The following is a 21,852-nucleotide window of genomic DNA, read 5'->3' as shown; positions in this document are numbered from 1 at the left end:
TGAGTTTCACGGTATGGATTTACTCTCTCCCGGAGCGATCGGGCTCGCCGACGACGAGGTGCGGATGAAGATTGTTCTCGCACAGCCAAGGGGCTTCTGTGCCGGCGTGGTTCGCGCCATCGACATCGTCGAGCGTGCCCTCACCAAATACGACCGCGACATCTATGTTCGTCACGAGATCGTCCATAACCGGCATGTCGTGCAGAGCCTTGAATCCAAGGGCGTCCGCTTCGTCGAGGAACTCAACGAGATCCCCGACGGCTCCGTCGCGATCTTCAGCGCGCATGGCGTGCCGCGCAGCGTGGAGGCCGAGGCCGGCGGTCGCGACCTCCTGACGTTCGACGCCACCTGCCCGCTGGTCACCAAGGTGCACAATCAGGGACGGCGCTACATCGCTCAGGGTCGGACGCTGATCCTGATCGGGCATGCCCGCCACCCGGAAGTGGAAGGTACGCTGGGCCAGGTGGACGGACCCGTGTACCTGGTGGAGAAGCTCGCCGACGTGCAAACGCTGCCGCTGCCGATCGATACGCCGGTCGCCTACGTTACGCAGACGACGCTGAGCCTCGACGACACGCGCGCCATCGTGGAGGCGCTGACGGCGCGCTTCACCGACATCATCGGGCCGGAGACGCGCGACATCTGCTATGCCACGCAGAACCGCCAGACGGCGGTGCGCGAACTGACCCAGGTCGCCGACGTGATCATCGTGGTCGGCGCCACCAACAGTTCCAATTCCAATCGCCTGCGGGAGATCGGCGAGGAAGCCGGCCTGCCCAGCTACCTCGTGGCCGACGGCAGCGAGGTGAACCCCGCCTGGATCGCCAATGCCGAGGTGGTGGGTCTCACCGCCGGCGCATCGGCGCCCGACGTGCTGGTCGACGACGTGATCGCCGCGCTCGGCCGCGTGAAGCCCATCGAGGTTTCCGTGCTGGACGGCAAGGAAGAACGCATCAATTTCAAGCTGCCGGCCGAACTCGCCACAGCCTGACCCGTTATTCATTCAATCGAATTCACCGAAAGGACGCTGTCGATGGGTATTCCAGTTCGCCAGGTCGCAATGATCGGCAGCTACGTTCTGCGCCAGCACCTCAAGGGCAACAAGCGCTACCCGCTGGTCCTGATGCTGGAGCCGCTCTTCAAGTGTAACCTCGCCTGCCAGGGCTGCGGCAAGATCGATTATCCCGACGCGATTCTCGATCGCCGGCTTTCGGTCGAGGACGCGCTGGAGGCGGTGGACGAGTGCGGCGCCCCGGTGGTCAGCATCGCCGGCGGCGAACCGCTGATCCACAAGGATCTGCCGAAGATCGTCGAGGGCATCATCGCCCGCAAGAAGTTCGCGATCGTCTGCACCAACGCGCTGCTTCTGTCCAAGAAGATCGGCCAGTACAAGCCGAGCCCCTATTTCACCTGGTCGATCCACCTCGACGGCGACCAGGAGATGCACGACAAGTCGGTGTCTCAGCAGGGCGTCTACGACCGCGCGGTCGCCGCGCTGAAGCTCGCCAAGGAAAAGGGCTTCCGCGTCACCATCAACTGCACCTTCTTCAACAACGCCGATCCGGAAAGCGTGGCGAAGTTCTTCGACACCGTCACCGAGATGGGCGTCGACGGCATCACCGTGTCGCCGGGCTACGCCTACGAGCGCGCGCCGGACCAGCAGCACTTCCTGAACCGCAGCGCGACCAAGGAACTCTTCCGCGGCATCTTCGAGCGCGGCAAGAAGGGGAAGCGCTGGGCCTTCAACCAGTCCGGCCTGTTCCTCGATTTCCTCGCCGGCAACCAGAGCTATCACTGCACGCCCTGGGGCAACCCGACCCGCACGGTGTTCGGCTGGCAGAAGCCCTGCTACCTCCTCGGCGAAGGCTATGTCGCGACCTTCAAGGAACTGATGGAGCAGACCGACTGGGATTCCTACGGCACCGGCAATTATGAGAAGTGCGCCGACTGCATGGTCCATTGCGGCTATGAGGCGACGGCCGTCGTGGATTCCGTCCGCAAACCCTGGAAGGCCGCTGCCGTGGCGCTGCGCGGCATCAGGACCACCGGCCCGACCGCTCCCGAAATTTCCCTGGAAAACCAGCGTCCGGCGGAATTCGTCTTCTCCCGCAACGTCCAGCAGAACCTAGCCGAGATGCGGGCCGCCGAAGCCGACGAGCGGTCCAAGAAGCGCGCGACTGCGGCGTAAGGACAGCATGGCGGCGCGGGCATCCCGCGCCGTTCCGACCATCTGCAGAAGCTGGCGCGGCTCGCGCCTGAGTTCTCCCATCACGGCCCGGAGGTCCACGCGACCGTCCGGGCCGAGTGCTTTTGCGGCGAGCGGTGGCAAGGCGCGGTCCGCCGCGTCGGAGACGGCCCGCAACACTGCGAACGGCAGCCCCCTCGCCTCCGCATAGTCCGCCGCGATGTGGGATTCCATGTCGACCGCTGTTGCGCCCGTGGCGTTCCGAAGCCGGTCCTTGCCCACCACCGTCAGGATCGCCTCGTCCGATCCCGCGACCACGGCTTCCTGCACCCGGGTCCCCCGCGTCCGCAGCCCCGCGATGAGCCCCCGCGTCCAGCCCTCGTCGGCGGCGAGCCATTTGCGGCCCAGCACCACGGTGCCGACCAGCAGATCGCCTGGCCGAAGTTCGGGATCGAGCGCCCCCGCGAGCCCGAAGCTCAGCACCGCATCCACGGGCTGCTTCAATGCGAATAGATCAGCCCGCAGCCTTTCCACATTGCCGCCGCTGCACAAGACCGTCACTTGCGGGCCGGCGACGATCTTCGCCTCCGCCCGCATGCCGGTAAGGACCAGCAGCCGCGCCATCACATGCCGTAGGCGACAGCGTGGCTGTTGCTCTGCTTGAGGTTGCGATATCGGGCCATGGCCCAGAGGGGGAAGAACTTGGGATAGCCGTGATAGCGGAGATAGAAGACGCGCGGGAAGCCGCCGCCGGTATAATGCTCCTGCGGCCACAGTCCGTCATCGGCCTGCGTTTGCGCCAGATAGGCTATGCCGCGCGCCACCGCCGGGTGATCCACCTCGCCCGCCGCCATCAGGCCGATCAGCGCCCAGGCTGTCTGCGAGGCGGTGCTCGGCGCGGGCTCGTAGCCCTTGTAGTCGAGGCTGTAGCTGTCGCAGCTTTCGCCCCAGCCGCCATCCGCGTTCTGGATGGAGACCAGCCAGTCCACCGCACGGCGCATCATCGGCGCTTGCGGGTGGATGCCGGCCGCGTTCAGCGCGCAGAGCGCAGACCAGGTGCCGTAGATGTAGTTGACGCCCCAGCGGCCGAACCAGCTGCCGTCGGCCTCCTGATCGTCTTCGAGATATTTCAGCGCCGCCTTCATCTGCGGGCTGTCGGTATCGCCCAACTGCGCCAGCATGCTCACGCAACGGGCGGACACGTCCACGGTCGGCGGATCGAGCAGCGCACCGTGATCGGCGAAGGGAATGTTGTTGAGATAGTGATAGGAGTTGTCGGCGTCGAAGGCGCCCCAGCCGCCATTGCGGCTTTGCAGGCCGACCGTCCATTCCCGCCCGCGCGCGATCGCCTTATCGTATGCGGCACCGTCGGCAAGCTTCGCCCTGGCCCGGTCCATCGCCATGACCACGACGGCGGTATCGTCGAGATCGGGATAATGGGCGTTGTTGTACTGGAAGGCCCAGCCGCCGGGCCGGACGTCCGGCCGCTCCTCCGCCCAGTCACCTTTGACATCGAGCACCTGGCGCTGGCGCAGCCATTCAAGGCTGCGGAAAGCCTGCGCTTCCGCTTCCGGATCGCCCGTCTCCAGCAGCGCGTGGGAGGCAAGAGCGGTGTCCCAGATCGGCGACAGGCAGGGCTGGCAATAGACCTCGTCCTCGCCGACGACGAGCAGCTTTTCCACCGACTGCCGCGCGATGGCGCGGTCGGGGTGATCCTCGGGATAGCCGAGGATGTCGTACATCATCACGGCGTTGGCCATGGCAGGATAGATCGCGCCCAGCCCGTCCTCGCCGTTCAACCGCTCCGTCACGAACGCGACGGCCTTTTCGATCGCCTTCCGCCGTCCCGACTTCGGCCAGATCGGATCGGCGGCCTTGAGAACCTTGTCGATACCGTGGAAACCGGCCGCCCAGAGACGCTTCTGGTGGCCGGCGCGGTGCTGGACCGGCGACGGGCCCGACAGAAAGAGCTCGGGAACATGGACGTTGCGAGCATTCCGGGCGCGCGGTTTCAGGGCCTGCAGCACCAGCATCGGCACGATCACGGTTCGCGCCCAGTAGGACATCTTGGAAAGATGGATCGGAAACCAGCGCGGCAGCAGGATCAGCTCCACCGGCATGGTCGGCAGCGCGTTCCACAACAGGTCGCCATAGAGCGCCAGCAGAAAGCGGGTGAAGACGTTGGCGTTGGCCGCCCCTCCCCGCTTCAGCACCTCCTCGCGCGCGCGGACCATATGCGGCGCGTCCACGGGATCGCCGATCATCTTCAGCGCGAAATAGGCTTTCACCGTCGCGCTGATGTCGAGCGCACCGCCGTGATAGAGCGGCCAGCCCCCATGCTCGCCCTGGATGCGGCGAAGATAGCGGCCGATCTTCTCCTCGTGAGGCGAAGGCTCCTCGCCCAGATGATGGCGGAGCAGCACGTACTCCGCCGGGATCGTCGCATCGGCCTCCAGCTCGAAGCACCAGTGGTCCTCGTCGCGTCGCTCATCCAGCAACGAACGGGTTGCCGTCGCGACGCGGCGCTCGACTTCGTCGAGCGACGGCGGAACCGCGGAGTGGGGCTGCGGGCGGGCGGACGGAAATTCGGTCTTCAGCATGAAATCAGTGTGCGCGGGAGTTCTTCACAAGGAGGTTTGCGGCCGTGTTTCCCGACCGGATCGAGCCTTCGATTGTAGCGGGGAGGCCGGTTGCCGTCCAATCGCCGGCAAGCACAAGATTGCGATGACGCGTCTGTGCCGCAGGGCGGCGCGCTTCCTGCTCGGGCGTGGCGGCGAAGGTCGCGCGCCTTTCGCGCACCACCTGCCAGGGGGGGAGCTCGCCGGGAAGGCCGGTCAGCGTCGCCACCTCGCGCCAGATCCTCGCGCCCAGCTCCTCGCGCGGCACGTCCAGCAGCCGGTCGGCACCGCTGATCGTGACGGAGAGCCTGTCGGGATAGGCGAAGAGCCATTCGGTCAGACCGTTGACGACGCCGAGGATCGTCGGAAACCCCGCGGGCGGGGGCACGAGGAAATGCGCGTTGACGATCGCGTGGTGCCGGTCGGGGACGGTAAGCCCCGGCAGCAGTTCGGCGGCGACCCAGGCGGGAACGGCCAGCACGGCCGCGTCCCCTGCCCCGAGTTCTTCCGCGCCGTCACCGAAGGCGAGGGCACGGACGTGCTCGCCATCCGTCTCCAGTCCACGCAGCCGCGCGCCGAAGCGGATCTCGGCTCCCTTTGCCCGAAGCGCCACCAGCGCGGGATCGACAAAGGCCGCGCCAAGGTGACCGGTGGCAACCAGCGGACGGCACGCTTTTCCCCCCGCGCCCAGCGTTTCCTTCAGAAGCGCGGCGGCCATCGGGGCCGATGCCTCGCTCGGCTCCGTGTTCAGGGCGGAGAGGAGCAGCGGCCGCCAGAGCCGGTCCCAGAGGGGGCCGGAGCAATCCATCGCCTCGCCGATCGTGCCGCTTCTCGCGCGCAGAACGCCCAGCGGCGCCAGATAGTCCTTCACCCGCGTGCCCGGCACGCGACGGTTCGCGAGCAGAACCCACCAGGGCAGGCGTCCGTCGTTGGGGCGCAGCGTCCAGCGCTCGCCGCTCGCCAGATCGGCGAAGGGAAACTCGGCGGCAAGCGGCCGGCTCAGCGCGCCCCGTCCGCCGATGCGATCGAGAAAGGCCAGCGCCGCGTGGTTGCCGGAGAGCAGCAGGTGGTTGCCATTGTCGATCACCGTGCCGAGCGCCGGATCGTGGTAGGAGCGGCAGCGGCCGCCGGCGAAGCGGGCCGCCTCGTGCAGCACCACGCGCCGCCCGGCATCGGCAAGAGCGACGGCGGCGCTCAGCCCCGCGAGACCCGCGCCGATCACATGGACCGTTGCCGCCTTCTTCACCACGCCCGGTCCCCTCACAGGATGCCGTGACGCAGGGCCGACAGGATCAGCCGCACCTTGTCGACGCCGACGCGTTCGCGCGGTGCCGCGAAGCCGCGCGCCACGACGCGGTCCAGGACCGAGCGATAGGCCGTAGCCATCAGGCGGGGCGCGCGCACGGCCTTGCGAGGTGCATTGCGCATGATGAGTTCGGCCTCGGTGAAATGCCGCCGCGCTTCGGCGGCCACCTCATCGCAGGCTTTCGCCAGCCCGGGATGTGCGAGCACCTCGTCCGGTGCGGTCGCCTCGATGCCGGCGCGGCGCAACGCCTCGCGCGGCAGATAGAGCCGCCGCATCGCCGCATCCTCGTCCACGTCGCGCAGAATGTTGGTGAGTTGCAAAGCGAGGCCGAGATGATGGGAAAGCGCGATCCCGGCTCCCTCCTCCATCCCGAAGACGCGGACGGACAGCCGCCCGACGGCGGACGCCACGCGGTCGCAATACAGGTTCAGCGTCGCCCAGTCCGGCGCCTGCTGGTCCTCCAGCACGTCCATCTCCATGCCGTCGATCACGGCGAGAAAGTCCTCCTGCCGCAGACGGAAGGTGCGCACAGCGTCGGCGAGCGTTGCCGTGCGGGCGGTCGTGGCTCCGTTGCGATAAAAACGGTCGAGGTCGCCCCGCCACGCTTCCAGTTCGGCAAGGCGTGGCGGACGCGGCCCGTCGCTGTCGGCAACGTCGTCCACCACGCGGCAGAAGCCGTAGACCGCATACATGGCTTCGCGCTGGGCGCGCGGCAGGATGCGCATCGCGGTGTAGAACGAGCTGCCGCTCGCGACGACCGGCGCGCTTGCCGGTGCTTCCGCCGTCATGCTCATCACGCGGCCCTCGCCCGGCTGTGGCTGCGCCGGAACAGCCTGCGACCGAGGGCGCCCGCCATGCCGACCCCGGCGATCAGGGCAAACCGCATCTTGTCGTGATGCACGACATCGGCCAGCGGATCGCGGCTCTTCAGCCCTTCGTTCAGGTTTTCGGCGAGCTTCTGGATCGCCGCGACATTCATGGAGAGACGGAAATCGCGGACCTGCCCGGGGAAGACGGCGCTTTGGCGAAGCAGGTCGCCGGTGCGGCCAGCGAGATCGCGGAGCGCCGCCCGCAGCGCCGGACCGGCCTTGGCCGCGCCGAGATCCGTGACGGAAGCTCCATGCGCGGCGAGGACGTCCTCGGGCAGGTAGACACGGTCGAGATCCCGGTAGTCCTCGCCGCAATCCTGCAGATGATTGATCACCTGCAGCGCCGCGCAAAGCGGATCCGACGCGGCCCAGGTGTCGCGGCTCTCGCCATGGATGTCGAGCACGTAGCGGCCGACCGGCATGGCTGAGAGCGAGCAATAATGCATCAGCTCGCCCCAGTCGGCAGTGCGCGGCTTTTCCACGTCGAGCCGGAAGGCGGCAAGGAGATCGAGCGCATGGCGCGGGGGCAGTCCGTACTGGACCAGCACGTTGCGAAGCGGCTCTGCCTCCGGGTCCCTCGGTCCCGCTCCGGTGAGCGCGCCTTCCAGACCGTCCAGCAACGCGAGCTTCTCGGCCGGGCTCAGCGTCGGATGATCGGCCACGTCGTCGGCGGCGCGAACGAAATGGTAGAAGGCGAGCACGGCTTCCCGGTGCTTCGGACCGATCAGCCTGGCGACCGGAAAATTCTCGTCGCGGTCGGACTTCCCGGAGCGCGCCTCGCTTGCCGTGATCATGTTTCGGACGCCTCCCCTGCCCCGTGTCCCGTTCCGGCCCCTGCGTGCGAGGCCTGAAAGCGGCCCTTCCATGCGCCACCGCGCCCGCGCCAGTGCTGCCAGGCCGAATCCAGAGTATAGGCCGTATAAAGCGCGGAGATGACCGGCAACGCCAGCCCCCAGGCGAGCGAGGCGCGATAGAAGCGGAGGGTCGGCGCAAAGGCGATCGCCATCAGGAGCCAGGCCGCGAGACCCGCCGCCTGCGCCCAGCCATGCCCGAAAAGGGCGAAAAGCGGCGGGGCCAGATAGGTCAGCATCATGCCGACGACCGTGCCGGCGAGGTTCAGCGGCGAATAGCCGAGTTGCGCATAGGCCGATCGGTTCACCATGCGGCGGATATCGCCGAAATCGGGATAAGGCCGGAGGCTCGTCACGCGATGCGTCAGGCCGAGCCAGACGGGACCCTGACGTTTCAGAAGCGCGCCCATGCTGCAATCGTCGATCAGCGCGCCGCGGATCGCTTCCAGGCCGCCGGCGGCGTGCAGCGCCTCACGCTTCACCAGCATACAGCCGCCGGCCGCGCCCGCGACCTTGCTGGCCGGCCGGTTCACGAGACCGAACGGATACAGCATCTGGAAGAAGAAGATGAAGGCCGGCACCGTCATGCGCTCGGCAAAGCTCTGGCAGCGCAGCTTGGCCATCAGCGAGACGAGCACGGCGTTGCGGGCCAGCGCGCCGGAGACGAGCCGCGTCACCACATCGGCCTCGTAGGCGATATCGGCATCGGTGAAGAGCACGAAGCCGGACGACTCGGTTTCCGCGTCGATATGCGACAGCCCCTGCCGCATCGCCCAGAGCTTGCCCGTCCAGCCGCCGCGCAGATTGCTGCCGGAGAGCACAGTCAGCCGGTCCGGCCGGCCCAGCGCCGCAGCTGCCTCTCGCGCGATTGCCGCCGTGCCGTCGGAGCTCTGGTCATCGACGAGCAGCACCGAGAACGCGCCGGGATAATCCTGCGACAGGAGCGAGCCGACGCTCTCCGCCACCACCTCCGCCTCGTCACGGGCCGGGACGATCGCCGTCACTTTCGGCCAGTTCGCGAGATCGGCGCGCGCCGGCAAATCGTCGTCGCGCTCCCGGGCCAGCCAGAAGAAGCCACGTCCCACGAGCAGATAGATCCAGATCGCCAGCGACAGGAGCGAGAGGCCGAGCGCGATCATTTCAGCATTCCCGCCTGACGGAACCAGCCAAGCGCGTCGGCGAGACCTTCCCGGTAGGGTCGCGACGCGTAGCCCAGTTCGCGCCGCGCCTTGGCGTCGTCGAAGAACATGCGGTAGCGCGCCATCTTCAGCCCGTCGCGGGTCACGAAAGGCTCTTTCCCGGTGATCTGGGCGATGCCCTCCGCCACCAGCGCGATCGGGTAAATCGCCTGGCGGGGAAACTCGATGCGCGGCGGCTTGCGACCGACAAGACCGGCGATATCGGCCAGCATGGTGGAGAGCAGGACGTTCTCGCCGCCGAGAATATAGCGCTCTCCCACGCGCCCGTGCCGGAGAGCCGCAAGATGACCGGCCGCCACGTCGTCGACATGGACGAGGTTCAGCCCGGTATCGACATAGCCCGGCATGCGCCCGGATGCGGCCTCGACGATGATACGGCCGGTGGGCGTCGGCTTCACGTCTCGCGGGCCGATGGGCGTCGACGGGTTGACGATCACTGCCGGCAGCCCCTGCCGCTCGACCATCTCGCGCACGCGGGCCTCGGCCAGCACCTTGCTCTGCTTGTACGCGCCGACCGCCTCGTTCGCCCCGAGCAAGCGGCCTTCATCGGCGGGCTTGCCGCCGGGGTCGAGCTTCAGCACAGCGACGCTGCTGGTATAGACGATCCGCTCGACGCCCGCCCGCAACGCCTCTTCCATGACGTGGGCGGTGCCCTCCAGATTGGTACGGACCATCTCTTCGGGATGGCGCGTCCACAGCCGGTAATCCGCCGCCGCATGGATGACGTAGCGTACGTCGCGCATCGCGGTCGCCAGCGACGCGCGGTCGAGGAGATCGCCGGTCGCGACCTCGAAGTCCGGCTCGATATTGGTGCGCGGGCTCGATGCGCGGACCAGCACGCGGACGGCGAAACCCTCCGCGTGAAACAGCCGTGCGATGGCGGAGCCGACGAACCCGCTAGCCCCGGTGACCAGAACCCGGCCCGGGCCGAATTCGGAGGTTTGCCTCATGAGCGGATCAGGCGCGCACCGGCAGGTGCGCCGTGTCGAGCGCCAGGATCTGGAAGACCTTGCCGGCGATCGCGGCGGCGTCGAGTTGCGCTTCCATGTACATGCGCTCGGGCTTGTCGTGCTCGATGTAGCTGTCAGGCAGGATCATGGAGCGCATTTTCAACCCGCCGTCGAGCAGGGCCATGTCGGAAAGCGCATGCAGCACCTGCGTGCCGAAGCCGCCGATGCTGCCTTCCTCGATCGTCAGCAGCACCTCGTGCTCGCGCGCCAGCCGGGCGACGAGTTCACGGTCGAGCGGCTTGGCGAAGCGCGCGTCGGCGACCGTGGTGGAAAGGCCGGCGGCTTCCAGGTTTTCCGCCGCCTTGAGGGCCTCGCCGAGCCGGGTGCCGTAGGACAGCAGCGCCACGCGCGTTCCCTCCTTGATGATCCGCCCGCGACCGATCTCCAGCACCGAGCCGCGCGCGGGCATGTCGATGCCGACGCCCTCGCCGCGCGGGAAGCGGAAGGCGATCGGACCTTCGTCATAGGCCGCTGCGGTCGTCACCATGTGCACGAGTTCCGCCTCGTCGGACGGCGACATCAGCACCATGTTCGGCAGCGCGCCGAGAAACGCGAGGTCGAAGGAACCGGCATGGGTCGGCCCGTCGGCGCCGACGAGGCCGGCGCGGTCCAGCGCGAAGCGGACCGGCAGGTTCTGCAGCGCCACGTCGTGCACGACCTGGTCGTAGGCGCGTTGCAGGAAGGTGGAATAGATCGCGATGAAGGGCTTCAGCCCCTCGGTGGCGAGGCCTGCCGCGAAGGTGACGGCATGCTGCTCCGCGATGCCGACATCGAAGGTGCGCGTCGGAAATTCCTCGCCGAAGAGATCCACCCCGGTGCCGCCGGGCATCGCGGCGGTGATGGCCACGATGCGGTCGTCCTCGCGCGCTTCCTTGATCAGGCTTTCGGCGAACACCTTGGTATAGCTGGGCGCATTGGCCTTCGGCTTGGCCTGAACGCCGGTGATCACCTCGAAGCTGCTGACGCCGTGATACTTGTCGGCCGCCTCTTCCGCCGGGCCGTAGCCCTTGCCCTTCTGCGTGACAACATGGATCAGCACCGGGCCCTCCTCCATGTCGCGCACGTTGCGCAGCACGGGGAGCAGGTGGTCGAGGTTATGGCCGTCGATCGGGCCGATATAGTTGAAGCCGAGTTCCTCGAAGAGCGTGCCGCCCGTCAGGAGGCCGCGGGCGAATTCCTCCGCCCGGGCCGCGCCCTCGTAAAGGAAGTTCGGCAGGCGGCGGGCGACGCTCTTCGCGGCCCCGCGAAGCTCGTTATAGGTGTTGCCGGAGATCAGCCGCGCCAGATAGGCCGACATGGCGCCGACCGGCGGGGCGATCGACATGTCGTTGTCGTTGAGGATGACGATCAGGCGCGTATCGGTGGCGCCCGCATTGTTCATCGCCTCATAGGCCATGCCGGCGGAAATCGAGCCGTCGCCGATGACGGCTATGACATTGCGCCGCTCGCCTTTCAACTCGCTGCCGACCGCCATGCCGAGACCGGCCGAGATGGACGTGGAGGAATGCGCCGCGCCGAACGGGTCGTAATCGCTTTCCGTGCGCTTGGTGAAGCCGGAAAGGCCGCCGCCCTGCCGCAGCGTGCGGATACGATCACGCCGACCGGTGAGGATCTTGTGCGGATAGGCCTGATGGCCGACATCCCAGACCAGACGATCGTCTGGCGTGTTGAAAACGTAGTGCAGGGCAACCGTCAGCTCCACAACGCCAAGGCCCGCCCCGAGATGCCCGCCGGTCACGGAAACCGCGTCGATCGTCTCGGCCCGCAACTCGTCCGCGACCCGCCGCAGCGAACCTTCCGAAAGCTTGCGCAGGTCGGCCGGATCGCCGATCCGGTCCAGCAGGGGAGTAGAAACCGTCAAAAGCTTCTCGCACTGTTGAGCCCCCTCGATCTTGCACCGTTGCCGGGACGAGGGAAGCGAAAAAATGGCGCCAACGGATCGTGGCGGGAGCGAAGGAATCGCAGCTCGAATGGCGATGAACGCCCGGTCAGCTCTGCCGTTCCGCCACGAAACGCGCGGCTGCCCGCAGGATTCCGGCGCGTTCGCCAAACATTTCGAGCGCTGCCTCCGCCTGCGCCACGAGATCGCCCAGCCGGCCGCGTGCGACATCGAGTCCCCAGAGCTGCACCAGCGTGCCCTTGCCCTTGGCCATGTCCTTGCCGACGGCCTTGCCCATCGTCGCCGCGTCGCCCTCGGCATCGAGGATGTCGTCGGCGATCTGGAAAGCCTGCCCAAGCGCCCGCCCATAGGCGGCAAGCGCGCGCCGCTCGTCTCCGTCGGCATCGCCGAGGATCGCGCCCATCTCCACCGCGGCGGAGAGAAGCGCACCGGTTTTCATCGCCTGCAGGCGGAGGATGTCGCTCTCGTCGAGTGCCAGCGGGTGGCCTTCGGCGGTGAAGCGTCCTTCCGCCGAGAGATCGAGCAGCTGGCCGCCGACCATGCCACCGATCCCCGATGCGCGGGCGAGCGAGGTGACCAGTGCGATCCGCGTCTCGGCCGAGGCCGCCGTTGCTTCCTCGCCCAGGACGTCGAAGGCCAGCGTCAGCAGAGCGTCGCCGACGAGGATGGCGGTGGCTTCGTCGAACGCCTTGTGCACCGTGGGCTTGCCCCGACGCAGATCGTCGTCGTCCATGGCCGGCAGGTCGTCATGGACAAGGCTGTAGCAATGGACGCATTCGAGGGCCGCGCCGGCTCGCAGAACGCCCTCGCCTTCGGTGCCGAAGAGCCGCGCCGTCTCGATCACGAGGAACGGACGCAGCCGCTTGCCGCCGGCCAGCGTCGCGTGTTGCATCGCCGCCATCAGGCGCTCGGGCCGGGCGATCTCGCCGGGCAGCCGCTCCGGGGCGAGCAGCGCGTCGAGCACGCCCTCGACGGCCTCGGCATTTCCTTTCAGACGATCTTTGAATTCAGCTTGCATCGCTCGATTATCCAGATGACGTCCCATCGCCGCAACGGCCGGAACTGCTGTTTCCTGCTTCAGGACGGGATATTCACGGGGATCGACGTCCGAAGGCCCAGAGGCGGGCGGAACTCCGGCCTTCCTGCCACTGCCAGAGCAGGAGCCCGGGCACGCCGAGAATGATTTCGCGCGCCCGCTTGATCAGCGCCAGCGCCAGCGCGGCCTCGGCGGGAAGCCCGACCAGCGCGCCGATCGCCAGGAAAGCCCCCTCCTGCACCCCGAGCGCGCCGGGAATGAAGAAGGCGACGCTGCGGATCGCCGTGGTCAGGCTTTCCAGCACCAGGAGATCGGCCAGCGACAGCGGATGCCCCATCAGCCAGAGCACGAGACCCGTCTCCAGCATGCCCTCGAACCACGCCACGAGGTGGAAGACGAAGCCAGCCGCCACGCGCCCGCGATGGGCGTGGATGGCGTTCATCGCCTCTTCCAGTCCCTCACCCGCAAGCTCCGGGCGGTTCCAGCGCTCGGCCATCTTCCGCGCCATGCCCTCCAGCGAGCCGAACATGCCGGCCCGTTGCGCCATGAGGAAGCCGACCAGCGCCGGGACGATGATCACCATCGCGCCGACCGTCCACAGCGCGATGCGCGGATCGAGGCCGCGCGCCAGCATCGCGATCACACCGGCCATCGTGAAGACGGCCTGGCTCAGCGCTTCCATCGTGAGATCGACCACCATCGAGGCCGTCGCCGTGCCGCCACCGATGCCGGACAGCACCATCATGCGGCCGCCGACGAGTTCGGCGCTGAAGGGCACGACGGGCAACAGCGTGCCGGCGCTTTCGCGAGCCCAGCGGAGCCCGCTCATCCAGATCCAGCCCCGTGAAGCCTGGCCGACCAGCAGCACGCGCCAGGCGGCCCCGCAAAGCAGGAAGGACGGGATATGGGCGACGCAGACGGCGAAGACGCTGGCCCAACCGGCCGTGGCGATGGCGTGCTTCACCGCGCCGGCCCCGAAATAAACGACCAGCAAGGCAATGGCCGCCGCGCCCGCCACGGCCAGAAGCGCCAGCGTGAGCTTCATCGGGCAACTCCGGCCTGACCGAAGGGAAGGGCCGCGAAGGGGGCAAGCCTGGCGCCGCAAAGCTCAACGGCACGTCGCACCTCCGCGCTCACCAGCGCCTGGAATTCCTCGACCGGGCGATAATGCCCCGGCAGGTTATCGGCGCCTGTCCAGCGCCGGGTCGCGGGATGGCAATAGATCTCGGTCACTCCGTCGGGCAGGCGGGGCAGCAGCGCCAGCCAGCGCGCTTCCACCATGGCTCCGGTGTCGTTGAAGCCGAAGACGCGGTCATTGAGGCGCATGCCGGCGCCCGCCGCCCTGCCCCGCATCGCCCGGTTTCGATTGGCATGAAAAACACGGTTCAGCGCACGACCGAACGGGCGGTCGCCGGCTGCCCGCCACGATACGCGAAACGGTTCGGCGGGAATGCGGAGCGCCCGCATGCCGTAGTCCCGGCCGATCCTGAGCACGAGATCCCGCACGGTCGGATGCATGTGGAAATGCTGGTGGGCGTTGACGTGGTCGAGCGACAGACCGGTCTGGCGGAAGCGCTCGAACTGCGCGCGGATCTCCGCTTCCGCCTGTCTCTTCATGGCGGCGCGGAAGAAGAGCCCGACGCCCATCTTCACGGGATCGGTGGAGAAGCGTCCGTCGGAGCCGACGAGGTCGGGGATGTCGCGAGGCGGCAGCACCGGCGCACCATCCACCAGGGTCAGGTGAAGGCCGACGCCGAGCCCGGGCATGGCGCGGGCGCGCTCCACCGCGTCGGCAAAGGCCGGGGCGCCCACCATCAGGCTGGCGGCGGTGAGGATGCCGCGGCGATGAGCGATCTCCACAGCCTCGTTGACGGGCTCGGAAACTCCGAAATCATCGGCCGTGACGATCAGGACTTTCAGAACCGCACTCCCCGATTGCTTGACCCGCCGTCCGGCCCGCTTGCCGATCGGCCCGGCCGTACCGGTCGGCTGGACATAGCCGAGCAGCGCCGTCGCGCCTACCCCACCCGGCCCGGTACGCCCGCTTCAACAGATTTGTGACCGATCAGAGCGTGCGATGCTTCGGCTGACCCGAAAGGTGGCGGCTCGCCACCCGGGGCGGATGCAGCACCGTGATGCGCTCCTTCGACCGGGTCTGGACCTGATCGAGGCGCACGAAGGTCACGCCCTGCTTCTGCAAGGCCCGGATACCGTCGGCCACGCCCTGGCCGCTCGCCCGGTGCGGCTGGTTCACATGGGCGATGATCACGTCGCCGCTCTTTGCCGCCGCGATCCGGCCTTCCACGGTGCGGGCCGGGAGCGATGCGCCCTGATCGGCGTTCAGCGAGAAGCCCGCGACGGAAAAGCCCATCGCCTTGATCGCGGGCAGAGCCTCGGGGCTGTAGAGCGCGGTGGCATCGCGATACCAATGGGGCGCGGCGCCGGTGGCCGTCAGCACGGATTGCGCCCCGTCCTGCACCTCCCGCCGGATCGCGGGAAGATCGCCGGCGGGCGCGACCCCATAGATGGGCTCGTTGCCGGTCACCGCCGGCAGGTGCTCCTGTCCGTGGTCCTCGATCTGGAAAAGGTCGCGGTGGGCGAGAAGCAGCGCCAGCGCCTCGCCGTTGCGGCGGAGCCAGCGGCCGGTGACGAAGATCGTCGCGGGCACGTGGCCGTCTATCAGCGCGGAAGCGATACGGCTGTCGAACTCGCCGCTGCAGGCATCGAGCGTGATCGCCACTTCGCGCTTGCCGGGCGGCACGTCGCTGATCTCCAGCGTCGGCTGCACGAGGCGCTGCCCGGCAAGGGCGGCCCCGCCGGAAAGGAAACTCAGGAACGCGGCCGCGACCAGCGTGGTCGAGCGGGAAAAGGAAAGCAGCAAGATCGGCTCCGCCTCACATGTTGGCGGCCCGGTCTATGATCCGGGAACAGCGCTTCGTCCATCGGCAAGCATGTCGCATGGGAGCGACGTGCCGCGCGCCCGGCCGCACCCCGGCCACCCAGCCCTGCCCTAATGCCGATGCGTGGCGTGACAGGTGCCGCAGTCGCCCCGGAGTTCAACATGCGCCTCCCGGACGGAAAAGCCGTGCTCGGCCATGGACCCCTTGAGCGCGGGCTCCATTGTCTGCAGCGGGATTTCCTCCACGCCGCCGCAGCTGTCGCAGATGGCGAAGGCGACATCGTGCATGTGCCCGGCATGGTCGCAGACGAGATAGGCGTTGAGGCTTTCGATCCGGTGGACGAGGCGGTGCTCGATCAGTTTTTCCAGCGCCCGGTAGATCTGGGGCGGGGCCTTGATGCCGGAGGCGACCGTCTGTTCCAGGATCTGATAGGCGCTGAGCGGCTTCCGCGCATGGCGAAGCACGCCCAGGATCACGTCCTGGTTTCGGGTCAGTTTCACGTCCGCATCCATGAAGGAGATATAGGGCAGCTTCGGCCCGGGCGAAAGCCGGCGCGAAAGCCCGCCTTCATGCACCGCCCCAGCCGAGCGTGGCGGTGAGCAGCGTCAGCCCGAAGAGCAGCACCACGACGGCGCCGCCGATCTCGACCGCGCGATGAATGCGGTGGCCGAGCGTCGATTCCCGTCCCGCAAGCCGCAGCGCCAGCCCGCGCGCGCCAACGGTCAGCGTCGCCAGCGTCGCCACCGTCAGGCCGGTGCCGATCCCCATGATCAACGCGGAAGCGATGCCGGCCGCGAACAATCCCTGCGACAGGGAGAAGACCAGCACGATCACCGCCCCCGTGCAGGGGCGCATCCCGACCGACGCGATGGCCGTCCAGGCGCGCTTCAGGTCCAGCGAGCCGGCGACCAGTTCCGGCGCGGGGATATGAGAGTGTCCGCAGCCGCAATCCGCCCCGTGAGAATACCCTTGATGACGGTGTTCGTGGGGATGACCATTCGCGTGATTATCGTGGTGATGCTCGCTTCCGACCGACGCGGAGGCCAGTTCCCCGTGCGAATGACCGGCACCGGAGAACATCGGCCGCAGCACCCGGCTCCAGACCAGCCAGAACCCGAGCAGGACGACCAGCACATACGAACCCACCTCGAAATGGTAGGCCGCCCGCGTCATGCCGTAACTCGTCATCCGCAGCATCAGGGCCGCGACGACAACCAGCACGACTGCCGCCAGCGCCTGCACGAAGGAGGCGATAAAGGAGAGGACGATGCCGTTTCGCACCGTCTGCCGGTTCGCCAGCAGGTAGGAAGAAATCACGGCCTTGCCATGGCCGGGCCCGGCGGCATGGAAGACCCCGTAGAGGAATGACAACCCCGCCAGGAACCAGAAGGCGTGCCCGCTTTCCTTCAGCGAGCGGATGCTGGCAGTGAGCTGGCGATAGAAGATCGCCTGCCGCGAGGCGATATAGGCGAAGATGCCCGGGAACCAGCCTCCCCCGCCGCCGCCGTCGGGCAGGCCGACGCCGAACGGCGAAACGGCCTGTGCCGCATGGGCGCTGCCGCTCAGCGAGAGGGAAAGCAGAGCGATCCCGGCGATCAGCGCGAGAAACAGGGAGAGCGCGGGATAGCGGCGGAGCATGCGTCCGGCGGCACTCTCCCCGCGCTTCTTTTGGTCCGACCGGCCTGCCCCTCCATTCAACGCGCGGCTCATGGGCAGGTCACCCGGAAGCCGTTATTGAGCTTGGACGTGATCATCTTCAGCGAATCCGGCACGCTTCGCTGCGAAGCCGGGATCTGCGCCAGCAGGATCGCCGTTTGCGCGTCCAGCGCGTCCGGCTGGTTCACCTTGATGGAGCATTCCCCCGGCGCATCGGCCAGAAGCACCGGCGGCCGGTCGGTCATGAAGCTGTAGGCGACGAAATAATCGGGATCGTAGATATCGAACTCGAAGGTCCTGCCCCTGGCCGGCACCGGCCGTGAGGTCGCCAGCGTGAAATGCAGCGTCAGCACGCCGTTCTCATAGGCGAGCCAGTAATCCGTGGCCTTCTTCGCCATCGGGATCTGCTGGTCACCGATCTTCAGCGAGGTGAAATATTTGAAGTCGGCGAGGGAATCGACGTTGATCTGCGCCAGCGGCTGCAACGAAGCCCTGGTGTACTTCCCCTTGTCGTCATAGCCCTGAACCGCATAGGCGGAGAAGGCGTCGTCGAAGCGCCAGATGCTTTTCAGCCCCGTCACCTGGCCCTGCTTGTCGAAGACGACGACCTCCTGCACGTCGGTGAGGACGTGCGGATGGGCTTCGGCCGTTCCCCCCAGCGCCGAAAGCCCGACGAGCGCCGCGAGAGCGTGAGGCCAATATCGCATCCCGTTGCTGCTCCTGTCCTGGCCACGTCCTGCCGTCGAGGATTCGGGCGCCGTCGCTTCATCGGGCATTGTCGACGACGAGGGCATGAAGATGGCGAAGGACCGTCTTCATGCCGTCCGAGGTCACGGCAACGCGTCGCCGGGATCGAGCGCCGGAGCCGCATCGGTCGCCGTGAAAGGGGTGGCCGGCACCTGCGCCGGGTTCCGCCTCAGCCAGACCACGCGGAACAGCGAGGCGGCGAGATAGATCAAACCGGCGAGAGCGGTGATCCAGAAGCTCGTCGGCCAGTCCGTGTAAAAGGCCAGCGTGATGCCGCCCCAGGCTTCCGCCAGCGCGAAGACGACGGAGAGGAGAACGGCAAGCGGCAGCCGCGTCGTCATCTGGTTGGCGGCGGCGGCCGGTCCGACCAGCAGGGTAAAGACCAGCAGGATGCCGACGATCTCGGAACTCGCGGCGACGGCCAGCGCGGTCACCGCCAGGAAGAGCGTGCCGACCAGCCGCAGCGACACGCCGCGCGCTTCCGCCAGTTCCGGCTGCAGGGTCGCGAACAGCAACGGCCGGGCGAGGACCGCGAGCGCGGCGAGGCAGAGCAGGCCGAGACCGGAAAGCGCCCAGAGCGTGGAGGCGGAAACCGCGAGGATATTGCCGAAGAGCAGCGACGTCGCCTGCGTCGCATAGGCCGTGTAGAAATGCAGGAACAGGAGGCCGAAGCCCAGCGACAGCGCCAGGATCATGCCGACCGCCACGTCCCGGCCGGAAAGCCGCTCGCCCATGAGGCCCATGCCGATCCCGGCGATCAGCGTGAAGCCGACCAGCCCGGCAAGCGGCGAGACGCCAACGAGCACCGCGCCCGTCGCGCCGGCAAAACCCACATGCGACAGCGCATGGCCGGCAAAGGTCTGGCCGCGCAGCACGAGGAAATAGCCGACGACGCCGACGACCACGGCGACGATCGCGCTTGCCGCGAAGGCGCGCAGCATGAAGTCGTATTCAAACATGGGAGCGCCCCTCCCCGCGCGGCCCCGCCGCCTGGGCCCGCACGTAGGGACCATGGCCGCGACCGCCACCAAGATCGTGGCCATGCCCATGATCGTGGCCATGGCAGTCGCGCTCGAGGCTGTGCGCACCCGCCATCACGAAGATCCGGCCGTCCACGCGCACCACGTCGATCGGCGCGCCATAGAGGCGGGACAGCGTCGGCCCGGTGATCACCTCGTCCACGCCGCCCAGCGCCGCGTCGCCGCCGCCGAGATAAAGCACGCGGTCGATGACGCCGATCAGCGGGTTGATCTCGTGCGCGGTGAAAAGCACGGTCAGGCCGTGGTCGCGCTGCAGTTCCTTCACCAGCGACACCACGGCATGCTGATGGTTGATGTCGAGGCTCGCCAGCGGTTCGTCCAGGAGCAGGATCTCCGGCCTGCCGAGCAGCGCCTGCGCCATGAGCAGGCGCTGGCGCTCGCCGCCGGAGAGTTCGTTGAGCGGCCGGCGGGCGAGATCGCGCGCGCCGACCATGTCCAGCACGCCGTCGACCTGCCGACGTGCCTCGGCGCCCAGCAGCGGTAGTCCCCAGCGCTCGCCCCGGGCGGCGCTGGCGACGAAGTCCCAGCCGCTGACCCGCACGGCGCCCAGCGTGGCGCGGATCTGCGGCATGTAGCCGATGGCGATGTTGCCCCGTTCCGCCGGCCGGCCCAGGATGCGGATCGAGCCGGCGGAAGGCCGAACGAGCCCCAGCAGGGCCCGCATCAGCGTCGTCTTGCCCGCCCCGTTGGAGCCGAGCACGCCGACGAACTCGCCGCGCCCGATGGCAAGGCTCACATCCCGCAGGATCGCCCGGCCACCGAGTTGCAGGCCGAGCCTGTCGAGCACAACGGCTTCGGTCATTGCGGGTTCGCTTTCAGGGCCTGCTCCAGCGCATCAAGCCGCCCCGCCATCCAGTTCTGGTAGGAGAGACCCGACGGCTCGGTCTCCGTGACGCCCACGACGGGGATCCCCGACGTTTTGGCAAGATCGAGAAGCGAGGAGGTCATCTGGTCGGAAACCTGATCGTTGTAGATCAGCGCCCGGACCTTCCTGCCCTTCAGATCGTCCTGGAAGGCCGCGAGATCGGAGGCGCTCGGCTCGGTCTCGTTCATCACCGACATCTGGAAACGGGCGTTGCGCATCTCAAGTCCAAGCTCTTCGGCCATGTAGCCGAAGACGGGCTCCGTCGCGGTCACCGGTACTCCGGCGAAACGGGCCTTCATCGTGCCGATCCGCGAATCCAGCGCTTCCACCGCGCCGTCGAATTCCTCGGCCCGCTTGCGGAACGCCGCCTCGTGCGAGGGATCGAGCCTGACGAAGGCATCGGCCAGCGCCGCCGCCGTCTTGCGCACGGCATCGACTTCGTACCAGAGATGCGGATTGTCGCCGGTCTTGTGGCCGGAAAGGTCGGCCACGATCAGCATCGCCCGGCCGCTCCTGCCCTTGTTCGCGGCCACCAGCTTGTCCATCCAGGGATCGTAATCCGCGCCGTTATAGACCACGACGTCGGCGCCGCTCAGCGCACGCGCGGTGGAGGGGCTCGTCTCGAAGAGATGTGGATCCTGATCCGGATTGCTCAGGATGCTTGTCACCTCCACGTCCGAGCCGCCGACCTGCCGGGCGATGTCGCCATAGACGCTTTCGGCCGCCACGACCTGCAGGGGCTTGGCCATCGCCAGGCCGGTGAAACAGGCCAGCAGCGGCACGGCGCAGGCAAGGGTGAGAATTCGCTTCATCGGGACCTCTGGCTCACTCGGTTCCTTGGCGGAGGCGAGCTCCCCTGCGGCTGCAGACGCGCCCGATCTCCGAGACCAGCGACGTACCCGTTATGTTATAACAATGCAACCCGGCACATGCGGGTCCGCTATTTGATGATCCCGCAGGCGATGCGCGCGCCGGACTTGCCGTCCGGGTCGGAGCTGTAATCGTCGGCATCGGCGGTGATCACGATGGCCGATCCGTCATCGTCGAACAGCGTGCCGTCCTCGTCCTCGTCCAGCGACACCGTCGGGGCGAGGCTTTCCACGGTCAGCGCGCCGCTTTCCGGGACATGGATATTCGGCAGGTCGCCCGCTTCCGGTCCATCCTCAGACATGAAGCCGTGCGAGGCGTTGTCCGGGTTGTAGATGGCGCCGGCGGAGGAGAAGGGCGCGTCGCACTTGCCGGTCGCGTGAATGTGAACGCCGTGCGCGCCTGCCGGCAGACCCTTGAGCTCCATCTTCAGGAGGACGCCCCCGGTCGTGTCCGTCAGCGTGACCGTGCCGTAGTCCTCGCCGTGCAGCCCGCGGATGGCCGCGCTGGCGGTGTCCTTGGCCGAGGCGCAGGCTGGCGCCAGGAGACCGGCGGCGGCGAAACCTGCGAGCAGGAGTTTCTTCATGCACGTCCCTCTTTCAGCGTTTGCGTGACCCGATCGATGGCCTTCTACCATTCCGATGGCGGCATGACCATCAAGCGACCACTTTTGCAGGTAAAGCAAAGGGCATGAACGGGTTCCCCTGCACACCAGCGCGGCGAGACTTCCATCCCGTGGCGGCTTCCCCGGCCGGCGCCCTTCCCTTGCCGGAAACCGGCTGCGGCCTTACCAAAGCCTTCAG

General features: G+C 67.7%; 22 protein-coding genes. 3 read left to right on the top strand and 19 right to left on the bottom strand.

Annotated features, from left to right (window positions below):
• Nucleotides 1–64 precede the first annotated feature (64 nt).
• Both ispH and hpnH read left to right on the top strand, forming a co-directional pair.
• Nucleotides 65–991, top strand: coding sequence for a 4-hydroxy-3-methylbut-2-enyl diphosphate reductase (ispH, locus tag BMY25_RS02185; RefSeq protein WP_092495165.1), 927 nt, complete (start codon nucleotides 65–67; stop codon nucleotides 989–991).
• A 42-nt stretch (nucleotides 992–1,033) separates the two neighbouring features.
• Nucleotides 1,034–2,188 carry an adenosyl-hopene transferase HpnH gene (gene hpnH / locus BMY25_RS02180; protein WP_092494928.1) on the top strand — a complete coding sequence of 385 codons (1,155 nt, stop codon included), beginning with the start codon at nucleotides 1,034–1,036 and terminating at the stop codon, nucleotides 2,186–2,188.
• On the opposite strand, the gene BMY25_RS02175 is transcribed toward hpnH, so the two are convergent.
• The 11 genes from BMY25_RS02175 to hpnK all read right to left on the bottom strand — a co-directional run bounded on the left by BMY25_RS02175 (nucleotide 2,126) and on the right by hpnK (nucleotide 14,894).
• Nucleotides 2,126–2,809, bottom strand: a complete 684-nt coding sequence (locus BMY25_RS02175) for a phosphorylase family protein (protein ID WP_092494927.1) — start codon at nucleotides 2,807–2,809, stop codon at nucleotides 2,126–2,128. The genes hpnH and BMY25_RS02175 overlap by 63 nt on opposite strands.
• Complete coding sequence (shc, locus tag BMY25_RS02170; RefSeq protein WP_092494926.1) at nucleotides 2,809–4,785, bottom strand: squalene--hopene cyclase; 1,977 nt, start codon at nucleotides 4,783–4,785, stop codon at nucleotides 2,809–2,811. The genes BMY25_RS02175 and shc overlap by 1 nt, the downstream gene beginning before the upstream one ends.
• A gap of 4 nt (nucleotides 4,786–4,789) precedes the next feature.
• Nucleotides 4,790–6,052, bottom strand: coding sequence for a hydroxysqualene dehydroxylase HpnE (hpnE, locus tag BMY25_RS02165; protein ID WP_238858103.1), 1,263 nt, complete (start codon nucleotides 6,050–6,052; stop codon nucleotides 4,790–4,792).
• 11 nt (nucleotides 6,053–6,063) lie between these two features.
• Nucleotides 6,064–6,903, bottom strand: coding sequence for a presqualene diphosphate synthase HpnD (gene hpnD, locus BMY25_RS02160; protein ID WP_092494925.1), 840 nt, complete (start codon nucleotides 6,901–6,903; stop codon nucleotides 6,064–6,066).
• Complete coding sequence (gene hpnC, locus BMY25_RS02155) at nucleotides 6,903–7,772, bottom strand: squalene synthase HpnC (RefSeq protein ID WP_092494924.1); 870 nt, start codon at nucleotides 7,770–7,772, stop codon at nucleotides 6,903–6,905. The genes hpnD and hpnC overlap by 1 nt, the downstream gene beginning before the upstream one ends.
• On the bottom strand, nucleotides 7,769–8,968 hold the full coding sequence (locus tag BMY25_RS02150; RefSeq protein ID WP_092494923.1) for a glycosyltransferase: 1,200 nt from the start codon (nucleotides 8,966–8,968) through the stop codon (nucleotides 7,769–7,771). Before BMY25_RS02150 ends, hpnC begins: the two co-directional genes overlap by 4 nt.
• Nucleotides 8,965–9,978, bottom strand: coding sequence for a hopanoid-associated sugar epimerase (gene hpnA, locus BMY25_RS02145; protein WP_092494922.1), 1,014 nt, complete (start codon nucleotides 9,976–9,978; stop codon nucleotides 8,965–8,967). The genes BMY25_RS02150 and hpnA overlap by 4 nt, the downstream gene beginning before the upstream one ends.
• A 7-nt stretch (nucleotides 9,979–9,985) precedes the next feature.
• Nucleotides 9,986–11,899: a 1-deoxy-D-xylulose-5-phosphate synthase gene (gene dxs, locus BMY25_RS02140; RefSeq protein ID WP_092494921.1), complete on the bottom strand. Its 1,914-nt coding sequence runs from the start codon at nucleotides 11,897–11,899 to the stop codon at nucleotides 9,986–9,988.
• Between the two features lie 127 nt (nucleotides 11,900–12,026).
• On the bottom strand, nucleotides 12,027–12,956 hold the full coding sequence (locus BMY25_RS02135) for a polyprenyl synthetase family protein (RefSeq protein WP_177176657.1): 930 nt from the start codon (nucleotides 12,954–12,956) through the stop codon (nucleotides 12,027–12,029).
• 73 nt (nucleotides 12,957–13,029) lie between these two features.
• Entirely contained in the window at nucleotides 13,030–14,019 is a 990-nt protein-coding gene (locus BMY25_RS02130) for a lysylphosphatidylglycerol synthase domain-containing protein (protein ID WP_092494919.1), read from the bottom strand.
• Complete coding sequence (gene hpnK, locus BMY25_RS02125) at nucleotides 14,016–14,894, bottom strand: hopanoid biosynthesis-associated protein HpnK (protein WP_092494918.1); 879 nt, start codon at nucleotides 14,892–14,894, stop codon at nucleotides 14,016–14,018. Before hpnK ends, BMY25_RS02130 begins: the two co-directional genes overlap by 4 nt.
• On the opposite strand from hpnK, the gene BMY25_RS20345 reads away from it, so the two are divergent.
• On the top strand, nucleotides 14,820–15,035 hold the full coding sequence (locus BMY25_RS20345) for a hypothetical protein (RefSeq protein WP_143061855.1): 216 nt from the start codon (nucleotides 14,820–14,822) through the stop codon (nucleotides 15,033–15,035). The two genes, hpnK and BMY25_RS20345, sit on opposite strands and share 75 nt — an antisense overlap.
• Nucleotides 15,036–15,039: 4 nt before the next feature.
• Here BMY25_RS20345 and BMY25_RS02120 read toward each other — a convergent pair whose 3' ends face one another.
• From BMY25_RS02120 to BMY25_RS02085, 8 genes are all read right to left on the bottom strand, one after another.
• Nucleotides 15,040–15,855, bottom strand: a complete 816-nt coding sequence (locus BMY25_RS02120; RefSeq protein WP_238858102.1) for a polysaccharide deacetylase family protein — start codon at nucleotides 15,853–15,855, stop codon at nucleotides 15,040–15,042.
• Between the two features lie 129 nt (nucleotides 15,856–15,984).
• The gene (locus BMY25_RS02115) at nucleotides 15,985–16,374 is read right to left on the bottom strand and encodes a Fur family transcriptional regulator (RefSeq protein ID WP_238858101.1); all 390 of its coding nucleotides are present in this window, start codon (nucleotides 16,372–16,374) and stop codon (nucleotides 15,985–15,987) included.
• A gap of 67 nt (nucleotides 16,375–16,441) precedes the next feature.
• A complete protein-coding gene (locus tag BMY25_RS02110) occupies nucleotides 16,442–17,512 on the bottom strand; it encodes a nickel/cobalt transporter (RefSeq protein ID WP_238858100.1) in 1,071 nt (356 codons plus the stop codon).
• A 68-nt stretch (nucleotides 17,513–17,580) separates the two neighbouring features.
• Nucleotides 17,581–18,237: a DUF1007 family protein gene (locus BMY25_RS02105; protein ID WP_177176656.1), complete on the bottom strand. Its 657-nt coding sequence runs from the start codon at nucleotides 18,235–18,237 to the stop codon at nucleotides 17,581–17,583.
• A gap of 123 nt (nucleotides 18,238–18,360) precedes the next feature.
• A complete protein-coding gene (locus BMY25_RS02100; RefSeq protein WP_092494916.1) occupies nucleotides 18,361–19,236 on the bottom strand; it encodes a metal ABC transporter permease in 876 nt (291 codons plus the stop codon).
• Entirely contained in the window at nucleotides 19,229–20,119 is an 891-nt protein-coding gene (locus BMY25_RS02095) for a metal ABC transporter ATP-binding protein (protein ID WP_092494915.1), read from the bottom strand. The genes BMY25_RS02100 and BMY25_RS02095 overlap by 8 nt, the downstream gene beginning before the upstream one ends.
• Nucleotides 20,116–20,994 carry a metal ABC transporter solute-binding protein, Zn/Mn family gene (locus BMY25_RS02090; protein ID WP_092494914.1) on the bottom strand — a complete coding sequence of 293 codons (879 nt, stop codon included), beginning with the start codon at nucleotides 20,992–20,994 and terminating at the stop codon, nucleotides 20,116–20,118. Before BMY25_RS02090 ends, BMY25_RS02095 begins: the two co-directional genes overlap by 4 nt.
• Before the next feature lie 128 nt (nucleotides 20,995–21,122).
• The gene (locus BMY25_RS02085) at nucleotides 21,123–21,635 is read right to left on the bottom strand and encodes a superoxide dismutase family protein (protein ID WP_092494913.1); all 513 of its coding nucleotides are present in this window, start codon (nucleotides 21,633–21,635) and stop codon (nucleotides 21,123–21,125) included.
• Nucleotides 21,636–21,852: the final 217 nt, after the last annotated feature.

The organism is Faunimonas pinastri (assembly GCF_900110915.1).
GTDB lineage: Bacteria > Pseudomonadota > Alphaproteobacteria > Rhizobiales > Afifellaceae > Faunimonas > Faunimonas pinastri.
The sequence above is the reverse complement of the archived record's forward strand: the minus strand, read 5'-3'. Positions and strand labels throughout refer to the sequence as shown.

Bases quoted from the DNA above. Each gene is read 5' to 3' on its own strand.
- ispH (WP_092495165.1), top strand. From the start codon at position 65: ATGAAGATTGTTCTCGCACAGCCAAGGGGCTTCTGTGCCGGCGTGGTT.
- hpnH (WP_092494928.1), top strand. From the start codon at position 1,034: ATGGGTATTCCAGTTCGCCAGGTCGCAATGATCGGCAGCTACGTTCTG.
- BMY25_RS02175 (WP_092494927.1), bottom strand. From the start codon at position 2,809: ATGGCGCGGCTGCTGGTCCTTACCGGCATGCGGGCGGAGGCGAAGATC.
- shc (WP_092494926.1), bottom strand. From the start codon at position 4,785: ATGCTGAAGACCGAATTTCCGTCCGCCCGCCCGCAGCCCCACTCCGCG.
- hpnD (WP_092494925.1), bottom strand. From the start codon at position 6,903: ATGAGCATGACGGCGGAAGCACCGGCAAGCGCGCCGGTCGTCGCGAGC.
- hpnC (WP_092494924.1), bottom strand. From the start codon at position 7,772: ATGATCACGGCAAGCGAGGCGCGCTCCGGGAAGTCCGACCGCGACGAG.
- BMY25_RS02150 (WP_092494923.1), bottom strand. From the start codon at position 8,968: ATGATCGCGCTCGGCCTCTCGCTCCTGTCGCTGGCGATCTGGATCTAT.
- hpnA (WP_092494922.1), bottom strand. From the start codon at position 9,978: ATGAGGCAAACCTCCGAATTCGGCCCGGGCCGGGTTCTGGTCACCGGG.
- BMY25_RS02135 (WP_177176657.1), bottom strand. From the start codon at position 12,956: ATGCAAGCTGAATTCAAAGATCGTCTGAAAGGAAATGCCGAGGCCGTC.
- BMY25_RS02130 (WP_092494919.1), bottom strand. From the start codon at position 14,019: ATGAAGCTCACGCTGGCGCTTCTGGCCGTGGCGGGCGCGGCGGCCATT.
- BMY25_RS20345 (WP_143061855.1), top strand. From the start codon at position 14,820: ATGAGCGATCTCCACAGCCTCGTTGACGGGCTCGGAAACTCCGAAATC.
- BMY25_RS02110 (WP_238858100.1), bottom strand. From the start codon at position 17,512: ATGCTCCGCCGCTATCCCGCGCTCTCCCTGTTTCTCGCGCTGATCGCC.
- BMY25_RS02105 (WP_177176656.1), bottom strand. From the start codon at position 18,237: ATGCGATATTGGCCTCACGCTCTCGCGGCGCTCGTCGGGCTTTCGGCG.
- BMY25_RS02100 (WP_092494916.1), bottom strand. From the start codon at position 19,236: ATGTTTGAATACGACTTCATGCTGCGCGCCTTCGCGGCAAGCGCGATC.
- BMY25_RS02095 (WP_092494915.1), bottom strand. From the start codon at position 20,119: ATGACCGAAGCCGTTGTGCTCGACAGGCTCGGCCTGCAACTCGGTGGC.
- BMY25_RS02090 (WP_092494914.1), bottom strand. From the start codon at position 20,994: ATGAAGCGAATTCTCACCCTTGCCTGCGCCGTGCCGCTGCTGGCCTGT.
- BMY25_RS02085 (WP_092494913.1), bottom strand. From the start codon at position 21,635: ATGAAGAAACTCCTGCTCGCAGGTTTCGCCGCCGCCGGTCTCCTGGCG.